This is a genomic window from Streptomyces chengmaiensis (assembly GCF_029846775.1).
Classification (GTDB): Bacteria; Actinomycetota; Actinomycetes; order Streptomycetales; family Streptomycetaceae; genus Streptomyces; species Streptomyces chengmaiensis.
In genome coordinates this window covers 1-21387 of sequence record NZ_JARWBG010000086.1, presented here as the reverse complement: position 1 = coordinate 21387, position 21387 = coordinate 1, and the positions used below count along the sequence as shown (strand labels likewise).

Annotated in this window: 13 protein-coding genes and 5 pseudogenes; 15 read left to right on the top strand and 3 right to left on the bottom strand. The window is 68.0% G+C overall.

Annotated elements, in window-relative coordinates; all coding sequences use genetic code 11:
* Positions 1 to 32: 32 nt before the first annotated feature.
* The gene (locus tag QCN29_RS34810) at positions 33 to 275 is read right to left on the bottom strand and encodes a hypothetical protein (RefSeq protein ID WP_279933189.1); all 243 of its coding nucleotides are present in this window, start codon (positions 273 to 275) and stop codon (positions 33 to 35) included.
* A gap of 322 nt (positions 276 to 597) precedes the next feature.
* Here QCN29_RS34810 and QCN29_RS34805 point away from each other — a divergent pair, with 322 nt between their 5' ends.
* The 9 genes and pseudogenes from QCN29_RS34805 to QCN29_RS34765 all read left to right on the top strand — a co-directional run bounded on the left by QCN29_RS34805 (position 598) and on the right by QCN29_RS34765 (position 13055).
* Positions 598 to 3066 (top strand): ABC transporter family substrate-binding protein, encoded by a 2469-nt coding sequence (locus QCN29_RS34805; RefSeq protein ID WP_279933188.1) that lies wholly within the window; start codon positions 598 to 600, stop codon positions 3064 to 3066.
* 346 nt (positions 3067 to 3412) lie between these two features.
* Positions 3413 to 5320 carry a translational GTPase TypA gene (gene typA / locus QCN29_RS34800; protein ID WP_240136624.1) on the top strand — a complete coding sequence of 636 codons (1908 nt, stop codon included), beginning with the start codon at positions 3413 to 3415 and terminating at the stop codon, positions 5318 to 5320.
* A 412-nt stretch (positions 5321 to 5732) separates the two neighbouring features.
* Complete coding sequence (locus QCN29_RS34795; protein ID WP_279933186.1) at positions 5733 to 7352, top strand: peptide ABC transporter substrate-binding protein; 1620 nt, start codon at positions 5733 to 5735, stop codon at positions 7350 to 7352.
* Between the two features lie 129 nt (positions 7353 to 7481).
* On the top strand, positions 7482 to 8411 hold the full coding sequence (locus tag QCN29_RS34790; protein WP_240136626.1) for an ABC transporter permease: 930 nt from the start codon (positions 7482 to 7484) through the stop codon (positions 8409 to 8411).
* Entirely contained in the window at positions 8404 to 9372 is a 969-nt protein-coding gene (locus QCN29_RS34785; RefSeq protein ID WP_279933184.1) for an ABC transporter permease, read from the top strand. Before QCN29_RS34790 ends, QCN29_RS34785 begins: the two co-directional genes overlap by 8 nt.
* An 11-nt stretch (positions 9373 to 9383) precedes the next feature.
* Positions 9384 to 10390, top strand: a pseudogene (locus QCN29_RS34780) (ABC transporter ATP-binding protein).
* Positions 10383 to 10835 (top strand): annotated as a pseudogene (locus QCN29_RS34775) (ATP-binding cassette domain-containing protein); the annotation flags it as partial. The pseudogenes QCN29_RS34780 and QCN29_RS34775, both read left to right, overlap by 8 nt.
* A 7-nt stretch (positions 10836 to 10842) precedes the next feature.
* Positions 10843 to 11530, top strand: a pseudogene (locus QCN29_RS34770) (oligopeptide/dipeptide ABC transporter ATP-binding protein); the annotation flags it as partial.
* Between the two features lie 238 nt (positions 11531 to 11768).
* Positions 11769 to 13055, top strand: a complete 1287-nt coding sequence (locus QCN29_RS34765; protein ID WP_279933182.1) for a peptidoglycan recognition protein family protein — start codon at positions 11769 to 11771, stop codon at positions 13053 to 13055.
* A 215-nt stretch (positions 13056 to 13270) separates the two neighbouring features.
* Here the strand turns inward: QCN29_RS34765 and QCN29_RS34760 are convergent, their stop codons facing one another.
* Positions 13271 to 13813, bottom strand: a complete 543-nt coding sequence (locus tag QCN29_RS34760) for an NUDIX hydrolase (RefSeq protein ID WP_279933181.1) — start codon at positions 13811 to 13813, stop codon at positions 13271 to 13273.
* A 3-nt stretch (positions 13814 to 13816) separates the two neighbouring features.
* A pseudogene (locus QCN29_RS34755) lies at positions 13817 to 14383 on the bottom strand (NAD(P)-binding domain-containing protein); the annotation flags it as partial.
* Position 14384: 1 nt separating this feature from the next.
* Here QCN29_RS34755 and QCN29_RS34750 point away from each other — a divergent pair.
* From QCN29_RS34750 to QCN29_RS34725, 6 genes and pseudogenes are all read left to right on the top strand, one after another.
* Positions 14385 to 15365 (top strand): annotated as a pseudogene (locus tag QCN29_RS34750) (tetratricopeptide repeat protein); the annotation flags it as partial.
* 970 nt (positions 15366 to 16335) lie between these two features.
* Positions 16336 to 17967, top strand: a complete 1632-nt coding sequence (locus QCN29_RS34745) for a peptide ABC transporter substrate-binding protein (protein WP_279933178.1) — start codon at positions 16336 to 16338, stop codon at positions 17965 to 17967.
* 72 nt (positions 17968 to 18039) lie between these two features.
* Positions 18040 to 18963, top strand: coding sequence for an ABC transporter permease (locus tag QCN29_RS34740; protein WP_240136631.1), 924 nt, complete (start codon positions 18040 to 18042; stop codon positions 18961 to 18963).
* A gap of 112 nt (positions 18964 to 19075) precedes the next feature.
* Entirely contained in the window at positions 19076 to 20023 is a 948-nt protein-coding gene (locus QCN29_RS34735; RefSeq protein WP_240136632.1) for an ABC transporter permease, read from the top strand.
* 14 nt (positions 20024 to 20037) lie between these two features.
* A complete protein-coding gene (locus QCN29_RS34730) occupies positions 20038 to 20973 on the top strand; it encodes an ABC transporter ATP-binding protein (protein ID WP_279933177.1) in 936 nt (311 codons plus the stop codon).
* Positions 20882 to 21387 (top strand): ATP-binding cassette domain-containing protein (locus QCN29_RS34725; RefSeq protein WP_398860589.1); only part of this gene is annotated, 506 nt, incomplete at its 3' end. The genes QCN29_RS34730 and QCN29_RS34725, both read left to right, overlap by 92 nt.

Below are 21387 nucleotides of genomic sequence, written 5' to 3'. Positions count from 1 at the left end.
GGACGCGGGACGAGCGGACGCGGCAGGGCCGGTCAGGGAGCGTGCCGGTCGCGCATGCCCAGGCCCTCGTCGTCCGTGTCCTTCCACAGGGCTTCGTTGTAGGGAGTGTCGGGGACGGTGACCATCTGGCGCTGCTCCGCCTTTTGAGGCCGGTCGGCGCGCGTCGTCGTCCCGACGCCGCGGAGCTGGTCGACGGTCCGCTCCAGCTGGCCGACCCGGCGCATCAGATCGTCGACCCGCATTCGCATTTCCGTCAGTTCTTCCTGCTGGGACATGTTGTGTCCTCACTTCCGCAGGGTGCGGTGGCATCGCTCATGCGCCTGCGAGTGTTGCGCGTCACATCCCCGCTTGTGAAGGGGACGTACGGGTAATCCAGGCGCACGCGCTGCTGGCGCGCCCCGTGTGGTCTGATTCTCGCTCCCTCTATTTTCTCCCCTTGAGTAACTGTTTGACCCTCTTCACCGTTGCGCCGCATGGGTGGCCTTACAGCGGAAATCGCCGTGTCGTCGCATCTCTGCACCCTTTGTCCACTTCAGTGGTCGGGAATCGGTGTGATCATCGCGAAATTCCACAAACCCGGACGAAGAGGTACATATCATGTCCCGGACGCTCCGTTCCCTGGCGCTGCTCACCAGCGTGGCCCTCGCCCTGCCCGGTCTGACCGGCTGCAGCACGGACGAAGCGGGCGGTGGCGCGCCGGCCGCCCCCCAGGACATCGCGCCCGTGGCGCGACAGCTGGTCGCGGACGGAGGAACCCTGCACTGGGCAGTGGACTCCACGCCCGCCACGCTCAACGCCTTCCAAGCCGATGCGGACGCCACCACCACGCGGATCGCGCAGGCCGTGCTGCCCGCCCTCTTCACGCTCGACAGACGCGGCCGGCCGCAGCGCAACCCCGACTACCTCGAGTCCGCCGAGATCGTGGAGCGCGAGCCGAAGCAGGTCGTGCTCTACAAGCTCAACCAGCAGGCCGTGTGGAGCGACGGCCGGGAGATCGGGGCCGCGGACTTCGTCGCCCAGTGGCGCGCGCTGAACGGCAGGAACACCGCGTACTGGACCGCGCGCAACGCCGGATACGAGCGGATCGAGAAGATCGAACGCGGTGCGAACGACCTCGAGGTCAGGGTGACCTTCGCCAAGCCGTACGCCGACTGGCGCTCTCTGTTCACGCCCCTCTACCCCAAGGACGTCACCGGGACGCCCAGCGCCTTCAACGACGGCGCGCGCGGCAAGCTCAAGGTCATGGCCGGTCCGTTCCAGCTCAAGGGCGTCGACCGCAAGGCGGGCGCGACCACCCTGGTCCGCAATCCGCGCTGGTGGGGCGATCAGGCCAAACTGGAGAAGCTGGTGCTGACGGAGGTGGAGCGGGACAAGCGCGCCGAGGCGCTGGCCGACGGCCGCGTCGACCTCGCCGAAATCGACCGGAAGACGGCGGACCGGATCGTCCTCGCGGCCCGCGACGCGGCCGACGCCGCCAAGGCGGGAGCGCAGCTCGGGCACGGTCCGGCCGCGGAGCTGACAGCCTCCTCCGCCCTGATGTCCTGGGCGCTGGCCAACGGTTCGAACGAGGAGAAGGCGGCGGCCGCCCGGCAGGCGCGGGAGCAGACCGCGGCGGCCGTCGGGAAGTACGCGGCCGAGCAGAAGTCGCTGAGCGGCTACGAGGTCCGCAAGTCCCTGGAGCCCGCCTTCACCCAGCTCGCCATGAACGGCGAGTCCGGTCCGCTCGCCGACGCCCGGGTGCGCCGGGCCGTGGCGCGCGCCCTGGACCGCAGGGAACTGGCCGAGACCGTGCTGACCCCGCTGGGCCTGCCCGCGGAGCCGGTCGGCAGCCATCTGGCGCTCGCGGGCCAGCGTGCGTACACCGACAACAGCGAGACGCTGGGCGGCCAGGACACCCAGGAGGCACAGGCCCTGCTCGCGGACGCGGGCTGGACGCCGGGCGGAGCCGTCGAGAAGGAAGCCCCGGCCAAGGCGGGCAATGAGGCCGAGGCGCAGAAGAAGGACGAGGAGAAGGCCACGGGCGGCGGGGAGGAGAAGGGAAGCGGCGGCGCGCAGAAGGACGAGGCGAAGGACCAGGCGAAGGACCAGGCGAAGGACGAGAAGAAGGACGGCGAGGACAGGGCGTCCGACGAGGGGCTCTACATCGTCGGGGACGGCAAACCCGGTGATCTCGCCCGCGCCGCCGACGCCGACGCCACGCGCTTCCTCGTCCCCGCCCCCGGCGCCGCTCTCCAGAGCCTGGCCCTCCAGCGCCGGGCGCTGTCCCTCGGCCTCGCCGACCCCGACGGCGAGAGCAGGCCGCAGAGGAGCGGCGTCGCCGGCGCCTACGCCCCCCTCGGCACGGCCGCCCCCGCGCAGGCGCCCTCCGAGAAGCCCTCCGCCCAGGCGGGCGGGCCGCTCGGCAAGGACGGCAAGCCGCTGAGCCTCCGATTCGTCCTCCCCTCGGGGCCCGGATCCGAGCCGCTGCGCGCCGTCGGCGAGAAGATCGCCGGGATGCTCGACCGCATCGGCATCCAGACCGAGATCGCCAAGGTGTCCGACGACAGCTACTTCAAGGACCACATCGCTTCCGGCGACTACGACCTCGCCCTGTACTCCTGGCCGGCGACCGCCTACCCGGCGACCGACGCCCGGCCGATCTACGCCAAGCCGCAGCCCGCCGCCGACGGCTCGCTGCTGGTGGAGCAGAACTACACCCGCGTGGGCACCGACTACATCGACCAGCTCTTCGCCCAGGCCGCCGCGGAACTGGACGAGGACGCCGCTCTGGACCTGGTGCGCAGGGCGGACGCCCGGATCTGGGCCGCGGCCGGCTCGATCCCGCTCTACCAGCGGCCCGAGCTGGTGGCGGCCAAGCCGAAGGTGGCGAACGCCGGCGCGTTCGGCTTCGCGACCCCCCGCTACCAGGACATCGGCTTCACCAAGACCGCGGCCAAGCGGATCAGTGACGAGCAGGGCCGCGGAGGGCAGGACGGCGACGGGCAGGACGGCGACGGGCGGGACAGCGACGGGCAGGACAGCGACGGGCAGGACAGCGGCGATGGGAAGATGAGCGACAAGAAGTAGCAGGTCAGACAAGTGATAGGGCGGGTTCCGGCCGAAGCCCGCTCCAAACCTCAGAGGAACCTCAGAACTCCCTCAAGTCGCTTGCCCGCCCGCACCGGGGCGGGCAGGCTGCGCTCTGGCCCATTGACCCAGGCTTGCCTAAGCTCACCCATCCTCTCTCCACCTACGGGCAGCCCCGCCCCAGCGCTGCCCCAACAACCGGAATCAGGCCCTCCAACAGGCCGGGAAGCCCTTTGCTCCCCGGCCCCGTACCATGGGACGAGCCGTGGCGTGTCCGCCCGGCGGGCGGACGAGCATATGACCGTCAGACGCCTGATCCCACGATCGAGAGAAGCGCCAGCCACTCATGCCCACGCGCCACGACATCCGCAACGTCGCCATCGTCGCCCACGTCGACCACGGCAAGACGACCATCGTCGACGCCATGCTGAAGCAAGCGGGCGCCTTCGCCGCCCACCAGCTCGACTCCGTCGACGACCGGGTCATGGACTCGAACGACCTGGAGCGTGAGAAGGGCATCACGATCCTCGCCAAGAACACGGCGGTGAAGTACCACCCCAAGGACGGCGGGGACCCCATCACGATCAACATCATCGACACCCCCGGCCACGCCGACTTCGGCGGCGAGGTCGAGCGTGGTCTGTCGATGGTGGACGGCGTGGTGCTGCTCGTGGACGCCTCGGAGGGTCCGCTGCCGCAGACCCGCTTCGTGCTCCGCAAGGCGCTTCAGCAGCGGATGCCGGTCATCCTCTGCATCAACAAGACCGACCGCCCGGACGCCCGGATCGACGAGGTCGTCAACGAGACCTACGACCTCTTCCTGGACCTGGACGCGGACGAGGACCAGATCGAGTTCCCGATCGTCTACGCCTGCGGCCGTGACGGCGTCGCCTCGCTGAGCAAGCCGGACGACGGCACGGTCCCGGCGGACTCCACCAACCTGGAGCCGTTCTTCTCCACCATCCTGGAGCACATCCCGGCGCCGACGTACGACGACGAGGCGCCGCTCCAGGCCCATGTCACCAACCTGGACGCCGACAACTTCCTCGGCCGTATCGCGCTGCTGCGCGTGCAGCAGGGCGAGCTGAAGAAGGGCCAGACCGTCGCGTGGATGAAGCGCGACGGGTCGGTTCAGAACGTCCGCATCGCCGAGCTGATGATGACGGAGGCGCTGACCCGCAAGCCGGCCGAGAAGGCGGGACCGGGCGACATCTGCGCCGTCGCCGGCATCCCGGACATCATGATCGGTGAGACTCTCGCCGACCCGGAGAACGCCGTCGCCCTGCCGCTGATCACGGTCGACGAGCCGGCGATCTCCATGACCATCGGCACCAACACCTCGCCGCTGGTCGGCCGGGGCGGCACCGGCAAGGGCGCGGACAACAAGGCCGCGGTCAAGGACCGCAAGGTCACCGCGCGCCAGGTCAAGGACCGTCTCGACCGCGAGCTGATCGGCAATGTCTCGCTGCGCGTCCTGGACACCGACCGCCCGGACGCCTGGGAGGTCCAGGGCCGCGGCGAACTGGCCCTCGCCATCCTCGTGGAGACGATGCGCCGGGAGGGCTTCGAGCTGACCATCGGCAAGCCGCAGGTGGTCACCAGGGAGATCGACGGCAAGCTCCACGAGCCGGTCGAGCGGATGACGATCGATGTGCCCGAGGAGCACATGGGCGCCGTCACCCAGCTCATGGGCACCCGCAAGGGCCGCATGGACAATATGTCCAACCACGGTTCCGGCTGGGTCCGCATGGAGTTCGTCGTCCCCTCCCGCGGACTGATCGGCTTCCGCACGGAGTTCCTGACCAACACCCGCGGCACGGGCATCGCCCACTCCATCCACGAGGGCCACGAGCCCTGGTTCGGCACGCTCACCACCCGCAACAACGGCTCCCTGGTCGCCGACCGGTCGGGTTCGGTCACCGCCTTTGCGATGACGAACCTCCAGGAGCGCGGCGTGCTCTTCGTGGAGCCGGGCACCGAGGTGTACGAGGGCATGATCGTCGGCGAGAACTCCCGCTCCGACGACATGGACGTCAACATCACCAAGGAGAAGAAGCTCACCAACATGCGCTCCTCCACGGCCGATGTGACGGAATCCATTGTTCCGCCGCGCAAGCTCTCGCTGGAGCAGTCGCTGGAGTTCTGCCGCGACGACGAGTGCGTCGAGGTCACCCCGGAGGCCGTCCGCATCCGCAAGGTGAACCTGGACGCCCGCGAGCGCGCACGTGCCGCCTCCCGGGCCAAGCACGCCTGAACCGACCGGAGCTGACGACGAAGGCCCGGCCCCCCGCGGACGCTGCGGGGGGCCGGGCCTTCGTCAACCGGTTTCCCTGACCCGGGCTGACGCCGGTGTCCGAAAATCGAGCGTTGCTCTCCGGAACATGTGTTAACGGTCCGTTTCGCACGTGTCTGTCTGTGCTCGCTTTGTCCGGATTTCGGGCTTCGGCACCCTGGCGATGTTGTCAAAACGAGACCCTTTAAGTGTGGTTTACGGCCCGGACGTACTTAATAGTTGGCTCCACTGAGCTCGGGTCAATGGGTCACGCGCTGTGGGGAGCGCCGACTCACGAGCACACTCGGGACATGAGATTCAGCGCCGTCAGGGGTGTCGGCGCGGCTTCGAATGCCCATCTTGTAGTGAAAAGTGGACTCTTGAGGAGGAACCCATGCGCGGTGCCAAGAGCGCCAAGTGGGTCGCGGGTGCGATCATCGTGGCGATGTCGGCCACTGCCTGTGGCAGCAGCGACAGCGGCGACGGCAAGGACAAGGGCAACGGCAACAAGCCCGCGGGCTATGTCTCGATCGACGTCGGTGAGCCGCAGAAGCCGCTGATTCCGGCCGACACGAACGAGAGCAACGGCTCGTACGTCATCCAGGCGCTCTTCACCCAGCTTCTGGACTTTGACGCCAACGGCGAGATCGTCTACACCAACGCCGAGTCCGTCAGCACCGAGGACTCCAAGACCTGGACCGTCAAGCTCAAGCCGGGCTGGAAGTTCCACAACGGCGAGGCGGTCACCTCGCAGTCGTACATCGACGCGTGGAACTGGTACGCCAACATCAAGAACAACCAGCAGAACAGCTTCTGGTTCGGTGACATCGTCGGCTACGACGACGTCCACCCGGAGAAGGGCGAGCCGAAGGCCGACAAGATGTCGGGTCTGAAGGCCGTCGACGACACCACCTTCACCATCGAGCTGAAGGACAAGGTCCCGTACTTCAACTACAAGCTGGGCTACTCCACTTGGGCCCCGCTGCCGAAGGTCTTCTACGACGACCCGAAGGCGTTCGGCCAGAAGCCGGTCGGCAACGGCCCGTACAAGTTCGAGAAGTGGACCCACAAGAAGCTGATCCAGGTCGCGGCCAACCCTGACTACAAGGGTCCGGACAAGGCTGCGAACAAGGGCATCCAGTTCAAGAACTACACCACCGTCGAGGCGGCGTACCAGGACGTCCTCTCCGGCAACCTGGACATCATCCGCCAGGTCGGCCCGACGGACCTGCCGAAGTACAAGCAGGACCTGGGCAACGGCGCGATCGAGCAGCCGTACGCGGCCATCCAGTCGCTGGTCCCGGCCTTCTACAGCAAGACCTTCAAGGACATCGACCCGAAGGTCCTGCAGGGTCTGTCCATGGCGATCGACCGTGACACGATCACCAAGACGGTGCTGAACAACACCCGTACGCCTGCGACGAGCTTCACCCCGCCGCAGGTCAAGGGCAACCAGGACCTGGGTACGGACGTCTTCACCTACAACCCGGAGAAGGCGAAGAAGCTGATCACCGAGGGCGGCGGCGTCCCGGAGAACAAGTTCTTCATCCAGTACAACAGCGACGGCGGCCACAAGGAGTGGGTGACCGCGGTCTGCGAGTCGATCCGCAAGGCCACCGGCGTGGACTGCGTCGGCGACCCGAAGCCGGACTTCCCGACCGACCTCGAGGCCCGTGACAACGACCAGGTGAAGTCGATGTACCGCGGTGGCTGGGTGGCCGACTACCCGGTCAACGTCAACTTCATCAAGGAGCTTTACCACACCAACGCCGAGTCCAACAACGGTCGTTTCTCCAACAAGGAGATCGACAAGATGATGGCGGAAGGCGACAAGGCGAACTCCCTGGACGAGGCCGTGAAGGCCTACCAGGAGGTCGAGAAGAAGCTGCTCGAGGAGATGCCCGCCATCCCGCTGTGGTACTACCGCATCAACGGTGGCCACGGCGACAAGGTCGACAACGTCAAGGTCGACTTCCACGGTGACATCGAGCTGACGCAGGTCTCGACCAAGTAAGCGCCTGCGGGCCTCATCCCCACTCGGCCGTCAACCGCCGCCGCCGGGGCATCCGGCGGCGGCGGAGGTCCGGGGGCTGTCCGCATACGGGCAGCCCCCGTTCCGCGTTAACCCCTCACGGAGGCACCCATGGGGCGCTACGTCGCACGACGACTGCTCCAGATGATCCCGGTGTTCATCGGGTCAACATTTTTGATCTTCGCCATGATGTTCGCGCTCCCCGGCGACCCCGTCAGAGCGCTCATGGGAGAACAGGCGTACGACCCCGCCGTCGTCGCGCACATCAGAGCCGACCTCGGTCTCGACCAGCCGCTCTGGCAGCAGTACGCCACCTATCTGTGGCATCTGGTGCAGGGCGACTTCGGCACCGAGATCGCGAGCAAGCGCGAGATTTCCGAGATCATCGCCCAGGCGTTCCCGGTGACCATCCGGCTGACGCTGTTCGCCTTCACCTTCACGGTGCTCGTCGGCATCAGCCTCGGTGTGATCGCGGGCCTGCGTCCGGACTCCGTCCGCGACCGTGGTCTGCTCACCCTGACGCTGGTTCTGATCTCGATGCCCTCGTTCGTGCTGGGCTACCTGATGCAGTACCTGTTCGCCTTCCAGTGGGGCATCACCACGCCGACGGTGCAGGACTCGAACAACTTCGGGGACCTCTTCCTGCCGGCCGTGGTCCTCGGCTCACTCTCCCTGGCGTATGTGGCCCGGCTGACGCGCACCTCGATGGCCGAGAACCTGCGCGCCGACTACATGCGCACCGCCGTCGCCAAGGGACTGCCGCGCCGCCGTATCGTCGGCGTCCATCTGATGCGCAACTCCCTCATCCCGGTGGTCACCTTCCTCGGCACGGACATCGGCAACCTGATGACCGGCGCCATCGTCACCGAGGGCATCTTCAATGTGCAGGGCGTCGGCAAGACCATCTTCGACGCGCTCACCCGGCGTGAAGGCTCGACGGTCGTGGGCATCGCCTCGCTGATCGTCCTTGTCTTCCTGCTCACCAGCCTGCTCGTCGACCTGCTCTACGCGGTCCTGGACCCGAGGATCCGCTATGCCTGAGAAGACCGCCACGACCCCCGAGACCGACGTGACCGTCGAGGCGGCGACAGCCGCCGCCGTCGACGCCTCGGTCACCGACACCGGGCCCGCGCCCGACAAGGCACGCAGCCTCTGGTCCGACGCCTGGCACGATCTGCGCCGCAACCCGCTGTTCCTGGTGTCCGCGGTGCTGATCTTCATCCTGCTGGTCATCGCGACTTTCCCCAGCCTGTTCACCAGCGCCTCGCCGCGCGACGCGGACCTGGTCAACCACTATCTCCAGGCCCCGAACTGGAGCCACTTCTTCTCCCCGGACTGGTTCGGCTACGACGGCCAGGGACGGTCGATCTACGCGCGTGTGCTCTACGGGGCCCGGGCCTCGATCATGGTCGGCGTCGGCGTCACCGTCCTGGTGACCCTGCTCGGCACCCTCGTCGGCATGCTCGCCGGCTACTTCGGCGGCTGGGTGGACACCCTGCTCTCCCGGCTGACCGACGTCTTCTTCGGCATCCCGTTCCTGCTGGGCGCCCTGGTCATCCTCACCAGCTTCGAGAAGCGCGAGGTGTGGGTCGTCATCCTGGCCCTTGCCTTCCTCGGCTGGACCCAGATCGCACGTGTCGCCCGCGGCTCCGTGATCACTATCAAGCAGGCGGACTACGTCGTCGCGGCCAAGGCGCTCGGCGCCTCCACCAGCCGCATCCTGGTGAAGCACATCCTGCCGAACGCCCTTGCGCCGATCATCGTCGTCGCCACCATCGCCCTCGGCGGCTACATCGCGGCCGAGGCGACGCTGTCCTTCCTCGGCATCGGTCTCACCGAGCCGACGGTCTCCTGGGGCGTCGACGTCTCCTCCGCCCGTGAGCAGCTCCGCAACGCACCCCATGTGCTGATCGTGCCGTCGGTGATGGTCTCGATCACGGTGCTCTCGTTCCTCATGTTCGGCGATGCTGTGCGCAACGCCCTCGACCCCAAGCTGCGCTGAGGGAGGCGTACATGACCATCATCGACAAGGCCGCTGAGGCGCCCGCCCCGCGCGGCGCCGGCGAGAACGGCCATCCGCTGCTGCAAGTCCGCGACCTCCACGTGGAGTTCCACACCCGTGACGGCGTCGCCAAGGCCGTCAACGGCGTCAACTACACCGTGGACGCCGGAGAGACGCTCGCCGTGCTCGGCGAGTCCGGCTCCGGCAAGTCCGTCACCGCGCAGGCGATCATGGGCATCCTCGACATGCCGCCCGGACGCATCCCCAAGGGCGAGATCCTCTTCCGCGGCGAGGACATGCTCACCATGTCCTCGGACGAGCGGCGGCGGCTCCGCGGCCGGAAGATCGCGATGATCTTCCAGGACGCGCTGTCCTCCCTCAACCCCGTGCTCTCCGTCGGCTATCAGCTCGGCGAGATGTTCCGGGTGCACCAGGGCCTGTCCAAGAAGGACGCGAAGGCCAAGGCCATCGAGCTGATGGACCGGGTGAAGATCCCGGCCGCCAGGGCCCGGGTCAACGACTACCCGNTCTGGAGCCGGATCTGATCATCGCCGACGAGCCGACGACGGCGCTGGACGTGACCGTGCAGGCGCAGGTGATGGAGCTGCTCGCGGAGTTGCAGCGCGAGTACAACATGGGTCTGATCCTGATCACCCACGATCTGGGTGTGGTCGCGGATGTGGCCGACAAGATCGCGGTGATGTACGCGGGACGGATCGTGGAGACCGCCCCCGTACACGAGCTGTACAAGCGCCCGGCGCACCCGTACACCCGCGGTCTGCTCGACTCGATCCCGCGCCTGGACCAGAAGGGCCAGGAGCTGTACGCGATCAAGGGCCTGCCGCCCAACCTGACGCGCATCCCCACCGGCTGCGCGTTCAACCCGCGCTGCCCCAAGGCGGACGACCTCTGCCGTACCGAGATCCCGGCGCTGGCGCCGGTGACCGAGCAGGACGGCAGTGAGCTGCCCGGCCGCGGAAGCGCGTGCCACTTCTGGAAGGAGACGATCCATGGCTGAGCCGAAGAAGGACGAGGCCCAGTCGGAGGCCGTCGACGCGACCGCCGAGCAGCCCGAGGCCGCGAGCGCCCCGGCCCGGCGCGGTGAGCCCATCCTCCAGGTGCGCAATCTGGTCAAGCACTTCCCGCTGACCCAGGGCATCCTGTTCAGGCGGAAGATCGGCGCGGTCAAGGCCGTCGACGGCGTCTCCTTCGACCTCTACAAGGGCGAGACCCTCGGCATCGTCGGCGAGTCCGGCTGCGGCAAGTCCACCGTCGCCAAGCTGCTGATGACGCTGGAGACCGCCACCTCCGGCGAGGTGTTCTACAAGGGCGAGGACATCACCAGGCTGTCGGGGCGGGCGCTGAAGGCGGTGCGCCGCAATATCCAGATGGTGTTCCAGGACCCGTACACCTCGTTGAATCCGCGGATGACGGTCGGGGACATCATCGGGGAGCCGTTCGACATCCATCCGGAGGTNCTACAAGGGCGAGGACATCACCAGGCTGTCGGGGCGGGCGCTGAAGGCGGTGCGCCGCAATATCCAGATGGTGTTCCAGGACCCGTACACCTCGTTGAATCCGCGGATGACGGTCGGGGACATCATCGGGGAGCCGTTCGACATCCATCCGGAGGTCGCGCCGAAGGGCGACCGGCGGCGTCGGGTGCAGGAGCTGCTCGATGTGGTGGGTCTGAACCCGGAGTACATCAACCGCTATCCGCACCAGTTCTCCGGCGGCCAGCGCCAGCGCATCGGCATCGCCCGCGGACTCGCGCTCAACCCCGAGATCATCATCTGCGACGAGCCGGTCTCCGCGCTCGACGTCTCGGTGCAGGCGCAGGTCATCAACCTNGGACGCCGAGATCTACGACCACCCCACCCACCCCTACACCCAGGCCCTGCTCTCCGCGGTCCCGGTGCCGGACCCGGAGGCCCGCGAAGGCCGCGAGCGGATCATCCTCACCGGTGACGTCCCCTCGCCGGCGAACCCGCCCTCCGGCTGCCGCTTCCGCACCCGCTGCTGGAAGGCCCAGGACAAGTGCGCCGAGGAGGTGCCGCTGCTGGCGGTCCCCGAGCGCTTCCAGGGCTCCGACTCCCCGGCGGCGCATGAATCGGCGTGCCACTTCGCCGAGGACAAGGACGTCGTCCACGCCGCCTGAGCAGTCGCGAGGCCGATAGCCGAAGGCGCCCGGAACCCCCGCAGGGGTTCCGGGCGCCTTCGCGTCTCTCTGTCTCTCTGTCTCTCTGTCTTTGTCTCTCAGTCTCCGCGTCCCCCTCCGTCCCGCGTTGTCCCGGGTCGACACACCGGGCCGTGGGACGCCTGCTGAAGGCCCCGGTCCTCCTGGAGGCTTGGGCAAGGGCTCGTACCAAGCCCCATGCCTCCGGAAGGAACTGACGATGACGCAGATCGCTAAGCCGTACCCGGACCGCCCGGACCGCCCGGACCGCCCGGACCGCCCGGACCGCCCGGACCGCCCGGACGACCCGGACCACCTTGCCTGCCCGGGCCGCGCGGGCTGCCCGTCCTGCCCGGACCACGGGGGCTACTGGGCCTACGGGGGCTACTCGGCCCACGGGGACTTCCTGGGCCGCGCGGAGTACCCGCCCTGCCCGGCCCCTGCGGACCATCCGCCGCAGCCGACCCGGCGCGCACTGCTCGGCGGCGCGCTCGCGCTGGGGGCGGCGGGCGTCCTGCCGTTCGCCGCGGCCGGACAGGCGCACGCGGCCGACCCGGTGATCTCCGGCTGTGCGGTGTGGGGCGCCCGGCCGCCCAGCGAGCCCGTGAAGCTGCTCCGGACCGGCCCACACAAGATCATCGTGCATCACACGGCGACCGCGAACAGCGCCGACCATTCCAAGGCCCACTCGTTCGCCTTCGCCCGCTCGGTGCAGAAGCACCACATGGACGCCAACGGCTGGATCGACACCGGCCAGCACTTCACGGTCAGCCGGGGCGCGCACATCCTGGAGGGCCGGCACCGCAGCGCCGCCGCGCTCCAGGACGGGAACAGGCAGGTGGAGTCGTCCCACAGCACCGGTCAGAACACGGTCGCCGTCGGCATCGAGACGGAAGGCACATACACCTCCGTGGAGCCGCGCACCGCACAGTACGCCGCGCTGGTGAGGCTGTGCGCACACATCTGCCGCCAGTACCGGCTGCGCGCCTACCAGATCTACGGCCACCGCGACTTCAACCAGACCTCCTGCCCCGGCGACCGCCTCTACGACCTGCTGCCGAAGCTGCGCGCCGACGTCGCGGCGGCGATCGGCGGCGATCCGGCCGCGCCGGTCTGGCCGCTGCTGCGTTCGGGGGACTCCGGGGAGCGTGTGAAGACCCTGCAGCACCTGCTGGTGGGGCACGGAGCGTCGCTCACCCCCGACGGCGCCTTCGGGCCGCTCACCGAGACGGCCGTGCGGGACTTCCAGAAGCTGAAGAAGGCGTCGGTCGACGGCATCGCGGGGCGGCAGACCTGGAACCAGCTCATCATCCCGGTGGGCCGCGGAGACACGGACGACGCGGTGAAGGCCGTGCAGAGCCAGCTGGTCTCGCGGGGCCACTCCATCGCGGTCGACGGCCGGTTCGGCCGTGCGACGCGGGCCGCGCTGTCGTCCTTCCAGCGCGGGAAGGGCCTCCCGCCCGACGGCGCGGCGGACGCGCGAACGTGGAGTCACATGGTCGTCTGAGCGTCCCAGGGCGTCCCAGGGGGGGCGCGTGGGATGCGGGGCCGCCGGGTGCGCGTGGCCGTGGAAGCGGCACCCCAGTGAAGGGGCGGCCCCGGGCGGGAGCCGAGCGCGTCCGCTCGTCCGGGCACGTCTGCCCGTGCTCGAGGCCGGTCCGGTCGGAAGTGCCACGGTCCGGCACTGTGAGCCGTTGAACGAGTGGGCCACCGTGCCGGGGTCTACCGGATGGCAGCGAGGACCCGATTCCGCAACGTCTCGTCGGCGAGGGCGTCCGGGCTCCGCCACTCGGACGCGCTCACCTCCTCGTGCTGCAACGTCACGTCCACGGGTCCCTTGGTGCCGAACAGGTATCTCACGTCAGCGTGCTGGTGAGCCGGCTCGCCCTTGGCGTCGTTCGCGGGAATGTCGTGCACGTCGATGTGGACGGGGCCGGGAAGAAGGGGCGTGACGCTCGCACGAATGCCGGTCTCCTCGGTCAGCTCACGGAGCGCGGCACCCGTCAGGTTCACGTCCTCGGGCTCCAGGTGCCCGCCCGGAGTGAGGTATTTCCCGAGCGCGTTGTGTCGGATGAACAGCACGTCGCCGTTCTCGTTGGCCAGCACCGCCCCCGCGGTGACGTGCAGCGGGAACGTCTTGCGGCTGGTGAGGTCGTCTCCATCGTCCAGCCGTTGTAGGACGATGGACAGCGCGGGCTTTTCCTCCGGGTGAGCTGAGGTGTACCCGGTGACGGTCTCGCGGATGTGTTCGGGAGTGATCGGCATGGTTCACCTGTTGTTGTAGTAGTGGAGCCAGGTGGCGGCGATTTTGCTTCGGTCGGCCGCCGCTACCTCGTGCATCGTGGCGTCAAGGTCACCATGGGCGAGGGCACGCACGCTCGCGATGATCTCCGCCTGTACCAGGAAGATGAACGGTCCCACGGACGCACCGTGGATGAAATTCACCGCCTCGCCCCCGTTGAGCAAGTAGAAGTAGTGGCCGGTCGTGCTGTAGCGGGTGACGTGCTCTCCCGCGGTGTTCCTGGTGTAGCCGTCCGGCAACCCCTCCAACTCCAACTCGTCTTCCGAGCTGGTCACGGTGGCGACATAGGCCCCGTTCCTGAGTTCGGGGAAGTCCTCGCCCCGCAGGGACAGTGAGCCCGTGGCGCACAGGACGAGCCCCGCGTTCTTCAACGCTCCGTCCCGGTCTCGGGCTACGCTGAATCCCTGCGACAGAGCCTGTGCCCGCCGTACCGGGTCGATGTCGTACACCGTGACGTGCAAACCCTTGGCGTGGAGCAGACGGGCAATGGAGCTGCCGAGCTTGCCGAAGCCGAGCACCAGCGCAGGGCGGCCGGTCGCGCTGACAGTCCCTGAGTGGCCGGACGCGGTGGGACGCATGGAAGCTGCGCAGAAGGGGACACGAACCCGAATCGGCATGTCCGACGTGCACACGGTCACTGCCATGACGGAACAGCTCTCGTCCATGGACGACCAATTCGGGGGCCGTACCGCCCGTCCCCTCGCCGCAACCTTCCTGGTGAACACCGTTGCGCCATTCCTGCGCACGGACGGTCCCGAGGACGTGCGCAAAGCGATGATGTCGGCGGCATCCGACCTCTGCTACCTCACCGGATACATGGCGGTTGATGAGGGTTTGCACGGGCTCGCGCAGCGCTACTACCTGAAAGCGCTAGAGCTTGCGGGAGCGTCGGAAGATCACCTGACGTACTGCACCACGCTCCGCGGCATGAGCGTGCAAGCGGTGGACCTCCATCAAGGCCCGATGGCTAAGCGGCTTGCGGATGCTGCGGCGTCGTCCTCCCCGCAAGCGGGACCCCGGATGCGCGCCTTCCTCGCTGGTCAGCAAGCACATGCGGCCGCGCAGACCGGAGACCGACGGTCCGCACTCATGTACTTGCAGGAAGCGGAAGCGGCCATGGACAAGGCAGAGTCCCGCGGCAAGGTCTTCGGCTCGTACGACCCCGCAGCGCTCAACTACCACACCAGCCAAGTGCGCTTCGAAATGGGCGACGTACACGGGGCCGTTGCCGCCATGCAGGAATCGGACCGGCTTCGGTACAGCATCTATCGACGGACGCGCGTCAAGGAACGTGCGATCCTCGCCGAGCGGCAGCTATCCGTGGGCCATCTCGAAGCCGCGTGCCAAACGTGGGGGCTCGCGCTGGACGATTACCCCCTAGTCAACTCGGGCCGTATCGACAAGCGCATGACGGACATGTTCAACCTGATTCGGCCCCATGCTCGGAACCATGATGCGCAAGCGCTGTACGAGCGCGCCCGTGCCGTCGTCCGGCCCGAGCTGGTCCCGGCATAGCGAGAGCCCCGACAAACCCCCGTTCGGGAAGCATGACGGGGCTATGGCTGCGTGGTCCGCGATCGTAAAGAGGGCTCCACAGAAACGCTCTAATGAGCCATGCGAGTCTTTCCCTCCCTGCCGTTCTTTTGCGGCTCGGAGAGGGGATCACCCCCTGGTCAGGGTCACCGGCAGCGAGGCTTGACACGCTCGGCAGCGCAACCGCCCGGTTGATGCTTCGCGGTCTCGCGGTTGTGGCACGACGTGCACAGCGGACGTAGACGAGCCCAGGCGTCCGGATCGGACACGCCCCGAGCGACCAGGGAACGTCGCGTCTCGGGGAAGTGGCCGACCACTCCAGAACTATGACTCTGGAGCATCGAGGCTTCCCGAAACCGGGGCTCCGCCCTCGGACCCCGTTCTACGGGGGCTTCGCCCCCGGACCCCGCGCCTCAAGCGACGGTGAGGCTTGGTGTGCCGGTCCTCAAGCGACGGTGAGGCTTGGTGTGCCGGTCCTCAAGCGACGGTGAGGCTTGGTGTGCCGGTCCTCGATCGCCGGCGAGGTTTGGTGTGGCCATCCTCAACGCCGGACGGGCTGGGGAATCCAGCCCGTCCGGGGTTTGAGGACACGGCCTTCAGGCCGTACCGGGGTCTGGGGGCCTGCCCCCGGTTTCGGGAAGGGGCGGGCTGGGGGAGAACAACCCACCCTGACCCGCCCCCGTCGGGCAAGCGCAGGCCGGGAGCGACGCCCCCACATGGGCGGGCGGCCGGGAGGAGGCCGCTCCGTACGCTTCCCGGCCGGGCCGGGGGCCGCTCCGTACCGCTCTCCCGGCCGGGCCGGGGGCCGCTCCGTACCGCTCTCCCGGCCGGGCCGGAGGCCGCTCCGCCATTCGGAGCACCCCCTCACCCCCGCACCAAGTGAAAGCGCGTTTCGCCCCGCTATGCAGTGATATGACGGTCAGCGTATGACGTTGACCCGAGGAGGCACTCCATGCGTGGAGCCACGCACGCCAGATGGGTCGCCTGCGCACTTGTCGTCGCCCTCGCGGCCACGGCCTGCGGCGGAGGCGACAGCGACACCGGGGGCGGCGGCTCCGACGGCATCGTGACCTCCTCGTGGGGAGACCCCCAGAACCCCCTGGAGCCGGCCAACACCAACGAGGTGCAGGGCGGCAAGGTCCTCGACATGATCTTCCGTGGGCTCAAGCGCTACAACCCGGAGACCGGTGCGGCCGAGGACATGCTCGCCGAGTCGATCGAGACGGACGACTCGATCAACTTCACCATCACACTCAAGGACGGCTGGACCTTCTCCAACGGCGAGGCCGTCACCGCCCAGTCCTTCGTCGACGCCTGGAACTACGGCGCGTACCTGGAGAACAACCAGCGCAACGCCTTCTTCTTCAGCGACATCGCCGGCTACGACGACGTGCACCCGGAGGAGGGTCAGCCCACCGCCGAGACCATGAGCGGACTGAAGGTCGTCGACGACACGAGCTTCACGGTCCAGCTCAGCGCGCAGTTCTCCACCTGGCCCGACACCCTCGGCTACGCCGCCTTCGCGCCGCTGCCCCAGGCGTTCTTCGACGACCACGACGCCTGGCTGGCCAAGCCCGTCGGGAACGGGCCGTACGCCGTCGACTCGTACCAGCGCGGCTCCAAGATGTCGTTGCGCCGCTGGGACGACTACCCGGGTGACGACAAGGCCCAGAACGGCGGCATCGACCTCAACGTCTACACGGACAACACGACCGCCTACACCGATCTGACCGCGGGCAATCTGGACCTCGTCGACGACATCCCCGCCTCCCAGCTGGCCAACGTCGAGGCCGACCTCGGCGACCGCTACATCAACACCCCCGCCGGCATCATCCAGACACTCGCCTTCCCCTATTACGACCCCGCCTGGAACACCCCGGACAGCGACAAGGTCCGCAAGGGCATCTCCCGGGCGATCAACCGGGACCAGATCACCCAGACGATCTTCCAGAACACCCGCACCCCCGCCAAGGACTGGACCTCGCCCGTCCTCGGCGAGGAGGGCGGCTACCGGGACAATCTCTGCGGCGAGTTCTGCGAGTACGACCCGGATGCGGCCAAGAGCCTGATCGAGGAGGGCGGGGGCCTGCCCGGCGGCCGGATGACCATCTCGTACAACGCCGACACCGGCTCGCACAAGGAGTGGGTCGACGCCGTCTGCAACAGCATCAACAACGCACTGGACAACGAACAGGCCTGCGTCGGCAACCCCATCGGCACCTTCGCGGACTTCCGCAATCAGATCACCCAGAGCCGGATGACCGGTCCGTTCCGGGCCGGCTGGCAGATGGACTACCCGCTGATCCAGAACTTCCTGGAGCCGCTCTACTACACCAACGCCTCTTCCAACGACGGCAAGTGGAGCAACGAGCAGTTCGACGAACTCGTCGACCAGGCCAACGCCGAGAGCGACATGGCCACGGCCGTCGACACCTTCATCCAGGCGGAGGAGATCGTCCGCGACGACATGGCCGCCGTCCCGCTCTGGTACCAGAACGGCAGCGCGGGCTACTCGCAGCGCATCTCCAATGTGAAGCTCAACCCCTTCAGCGTCCCGGTCTACAACGAGATCACGGTCAACTGACCCGGATCCCCACGGCCCGGCACACCCCGCGTGCCGGGCCGTCCCCCGTCTCCCTTCGTCCGAGGAGCCTCGATGGGACGCTATGTGATCCGGCGTCTGCTGCAGATGGTCCCGGTCTTCTTCGGCGCCACCTTGCTGATCTTCCTCATGGTGAATGTGATGGGCGACCCCATCGCGGGACTGTGCGGCGAGCGGGCCTGCGATCCGGCCACCGAGGCCCAGCTGCGTCAGGAGTTCGGACTCGACAAGCCGCTGTGGCAGCAATACCTGACCTACATGGGGAACCTGTTCACCGGGGACTTCGGCACCGCGTTCAACGGCCAGCCGGTGATCGACCTGATGGCCGACGCCTTCCCCATCACCATCCGGCTCACCCTGGTCGCCATCGTCTTCGAGATCATCATCGGCATCAGCCTCGGGGTCGTCACCGGGCTGCGGCGCGGCCGCCCCGTCGACACGAGCGTTCTGGTCCTCACCCTGGTCGTGATCTCGGTCCCGACCTTCGTCACCGGGCTGCTCGCGCAACTGCTCTTCGGCGTGAAATGGGATCTGATCCGCCCGGCCGTCTCCCCCGAGGCGCCGCTCGACGAACTGATCCTGCCCGGGCTCGTCCTCGCCTCCGTCTCCCTCGCGTACGTCACCCGGCTCACCCGCACCTCCATCGCGGAGAACACCCGCTCCGACTACGTCCGCACCGCCAAGGCGAAAGGCCTGCCCCGGCGGCGGGTGATCAGCAGGCATCTGCTGCGGAACTCGCTGATTCCCGTGGTCACCTTTATCGGCACCGACATCGGCGCGCTGATGGGCGGGGCCATCGTCACCGAACGCATCTTCAACATCCACGGCGTGGGCTACCAGCTCTACCAGGGCATCGTGCGGCAGAGCAGCCAGACCGTCGTCGGCTTCGTCACCGTGCTCGTGCTCGTCTTCCTGCTGGCCAACCTGCTGGTCGACCTCCTGTACGCCGTACTCGACCCGAGGATCCGGTATGCCTGAGCAGCCACCGCAGGAACCGCAGCCGGCGGATGCGCCGGAGCGACCGGATCCGCCGGAGTCGCAGCCGTCACGGCATCCCAAGCTCCCGTACGACGATCACGAGGATCAGGCCATGGCCCCGACCGGCCAGGGCGGGGCCATGGACTTCGCCATGGACGAGAGCGAGACGCTGGAGAAGACCCCGGACGGTCCCGAGGGCACCGGGCCGGCCGAGAAGCCTCGCAGCCTCTGGTCCGACGCCTGGCACGATCTGCGCCGCAACCCGGTCTTCATCATCTCCGGACTGATCATTCTCTTTCTGATCTTCATCTCCCTGTGGCCGTCTGCGATCGCTTCGGGCAGCCCCTTGGACTGCGATCTGTCCAAGGCCCAACAGGGCTCCCAGCCCGGCCACCCCTTCGGCTTCAACGGACAGGGCTGCGACGTCTACACGCGCGTCGTCTACGGAGCCCGTACATCCGTCTCCGTCGGCATCCTCGCCACGCTCGGGGTCGCCCTGCTCGGCTCGGCGCTCGGCGGGTTCGCCGGCTTCTTCGGGCGCGGCTGGGACGCGGCCCTGTCCCGGGTCGCCGACATCTTCTTCGGCATCCCGGTCGTCCTCGGCGGGCTGGTCCTGCTCTCCGTCGTCACCAGCTCCACTATCTGGCCGGTCATCGGCTTCATGGTGCTCCTCGGCTGGCCGCAGATCTCCCGCATCGCCCGCGGCTCGGTCATCACCGCCAAACAGAACGACTACGTCCAGGCGGCGCGGGCGCTCGGCGCGTCCAGCAGCCGGATGCTGTTGCGCCATATCGCGCCCAACGCGGTCGCGCCCGTGATCGTGGTGGCGACCATCGCGCTCGGCACGTACATCGCCCTGGAGGCCACCCTGTCGTACCTCGGCGTCGGGCTGAAGCCGCCCACCGTCTCCTGGGGCATCGACATCTCGTCCGCGTCCCCGTACGTGCGCAACGCGCCGCACATGCTGCTCTGGCCGGCGGGCGCGCTGGCGATCACGGTGCTGGCGTTCATCATGCTCGGCGACGCGGTGCGCGACGCCCTCGACCCCAAGCTGCGCTGAGGAAGGGCCCGCCCATGCTGCTCGAAGTGCGCGATCTGCACGTGGAGTTCCATACGAGGGACGGCGTCGCCAAGGCCGTGAACGGCGTCAACTACACCGTGGAGGCGGGCGAGACGCTCGCCGTGCTCGGTGAGTCCGGGTCGGGCAAGTCCGTCACCGCGCAAGCCGTCATGGGCATCCTCGACATCCCCCCAGGGAAGATCGCAGGCGGCGAGATCCTCTTCAAGGGCCGGGATCTGCTGAAGCTCAAGGAGGACGAGCGGCGCAAGCTCCGCGGCTCGGGCATGGCCATGATCTTCCAGGACGCGCTCTCCGCGCTGAACCCCGTGCTGACCGTGGGGGACCAGCTCGGCGAGATGTTCACCGTGCACCGGGGCATGTCCCGCAAGGACGCGCGGGCGAAAGCGGTCGAGCTGATGGACCGGGTGCGCATCCCGGCGGCCCGGGAGCGGGTGCGGCAGTATCCCCACCAGTTCTCGGGCGGTATGCGTCAGCGCATCATGATCGCGATGGCGCTGGCTCTGGAGCCGGATCTGATCATCGCCGACGAGCCGACGACGGCGCTGGNGTTGCAGCGCGAGTACAACATGGGTCTGATCCTGATCACCCACGATCTGGGTGTGGTCGCGGATGTGGCCGACAAGATCGCGGTGATGTACGCGGGACGGATCGTGGAGACCGCCCCCGTACACGACATCTACAAGGCGCCCGCCCACCCCTACACCCGCGGACTGCTGGAGTCGATCCCCCGTCTGGACCAGAAGGGCCAGGAGCTGTACGCGATCAAGGGCCTGCCGCCCAACCTGACGCGCATCCCGCCGGGGTGCGCCTTCAACCCGCGCTGCCCGCTGGCCCGGGATGTGTGCCGCACCGACGAGCCGCCGCTGTACGAGGTCTCGAGGACCCGCAGAAGCGCCTGCCACTTCTGGGAGGAGGCCATCCGTGGCTGAGACCGTCGCCGAGACGGCGGCCGGGACGGCGAAGCCCGGCGAGCCGATCCTCGAGGTCCGCGATCTCTACAAGCACTACCCGCTCACCCAGGGCATCCTCTTCAAGAAGCAGATCGGCGCGGTCAAAGCCGTCGACGGCGTGGATCTGGACCTGATGGCCGGTGAGACCCTCGGCGTGGTAGGCGAGTCGGGCTGCGGCAAGTCCACGCTCGCCAGGATGCTGGTACAGCTCGAACAGCCCACCTCGGGAAGCATCCGCTACAAGGGCGAGGACATCACCAGGCTGTCGGGGCGGGCGCTGAAGGCGGTGCGCCGCAATATCCAGATGGTGTTCCAGGACCCGTACACCTCGTTGAATCCGCGGATGACGGTCGGGGACATCATCGGGGAGCCGTTCGACATCCATCCGGAGGT

Excerpts from the sequence above, each read along its gene's own strand:
- QCN29_RS34810 (WP_279933189.1), bottom strand. The coding sequence starts at position 275 with ATGTCCCAGCAGGAAGAACTGACGGAAATGCGAATGCGGGTCGACGAT.
- QCN29_RS34805 (WP_279933188.1), top strand. The coding sequence starts at position 598 with ATGTCCCGGACGCTCCGTTCCCTGGCGCTGCTCACCAGCGTGGCCCTC.
- typA (WP_240136624.1), top strand. The coding sequence starts at position 3,413 with ATGCCCACGCGCCACGACATCCGCAACGTCGCCATCGTCGCCCACGTC.
- QCN29_RS34795 (WP_279933186.1), top strand. The coding sequence starts at position 5,733 with ATGCGCGGTGCCAAGAGCGCCAAGTGGGTCGCGGGTGCGATCATCGTG.
- QCN29_RS34790 (WP_240136626.1), top strand. The coding sequence starts at position 7,482 with ATGGGGCGCTACGTCGCACGACGACTGCTCCAGATGATCCCGGTGTTC.
- QCN29_RS34785 (WP_279933184.1), top strand. The coding sequence starts at position 8,404 with ATGCCTGAGAAGACCGCCACGACCCCCGAGACCGACGTGACCGTCGAG.
- QCN29_RS34765 (WP_279933182.1), top strand. The coding sequence starts at position 11,769 with ATGACGCAGATCGCTAAGCCGTACCCGGACCGCCCGGACCGCCCGGAC.
- QCN29_RS34760 (WP_279933181.1), bottom strand. The coding sequence starts at position 13,813 with ATGCCGATCACTCCCGAACACATCCGCGAGACCGTCACCGGGTACACC.
- QCN29_RS34745 (WP_279933178.1), top strand. The coding sequence starts at position 16,336 with ATGCGTGGAGCCACGCACGCCAGATGGGTCGCCTGCGCACTTGTCGTC.
- QCN29_RS34740 (WP_240136631.1), top strand. The coding sequence starts at position 18,040 with ATGGGACGCTATGTGATCCGGCGTCTGCTGCAGATGGTCCCGGTCTTC.
- QCN29_RS34735 (WP_240136632.1), top strand. The coding sequence starts at position 19,076 with ATGGCCCCGACCGGCCAGGGCGGGGCCATGGACTTCGCCATGGACGAG.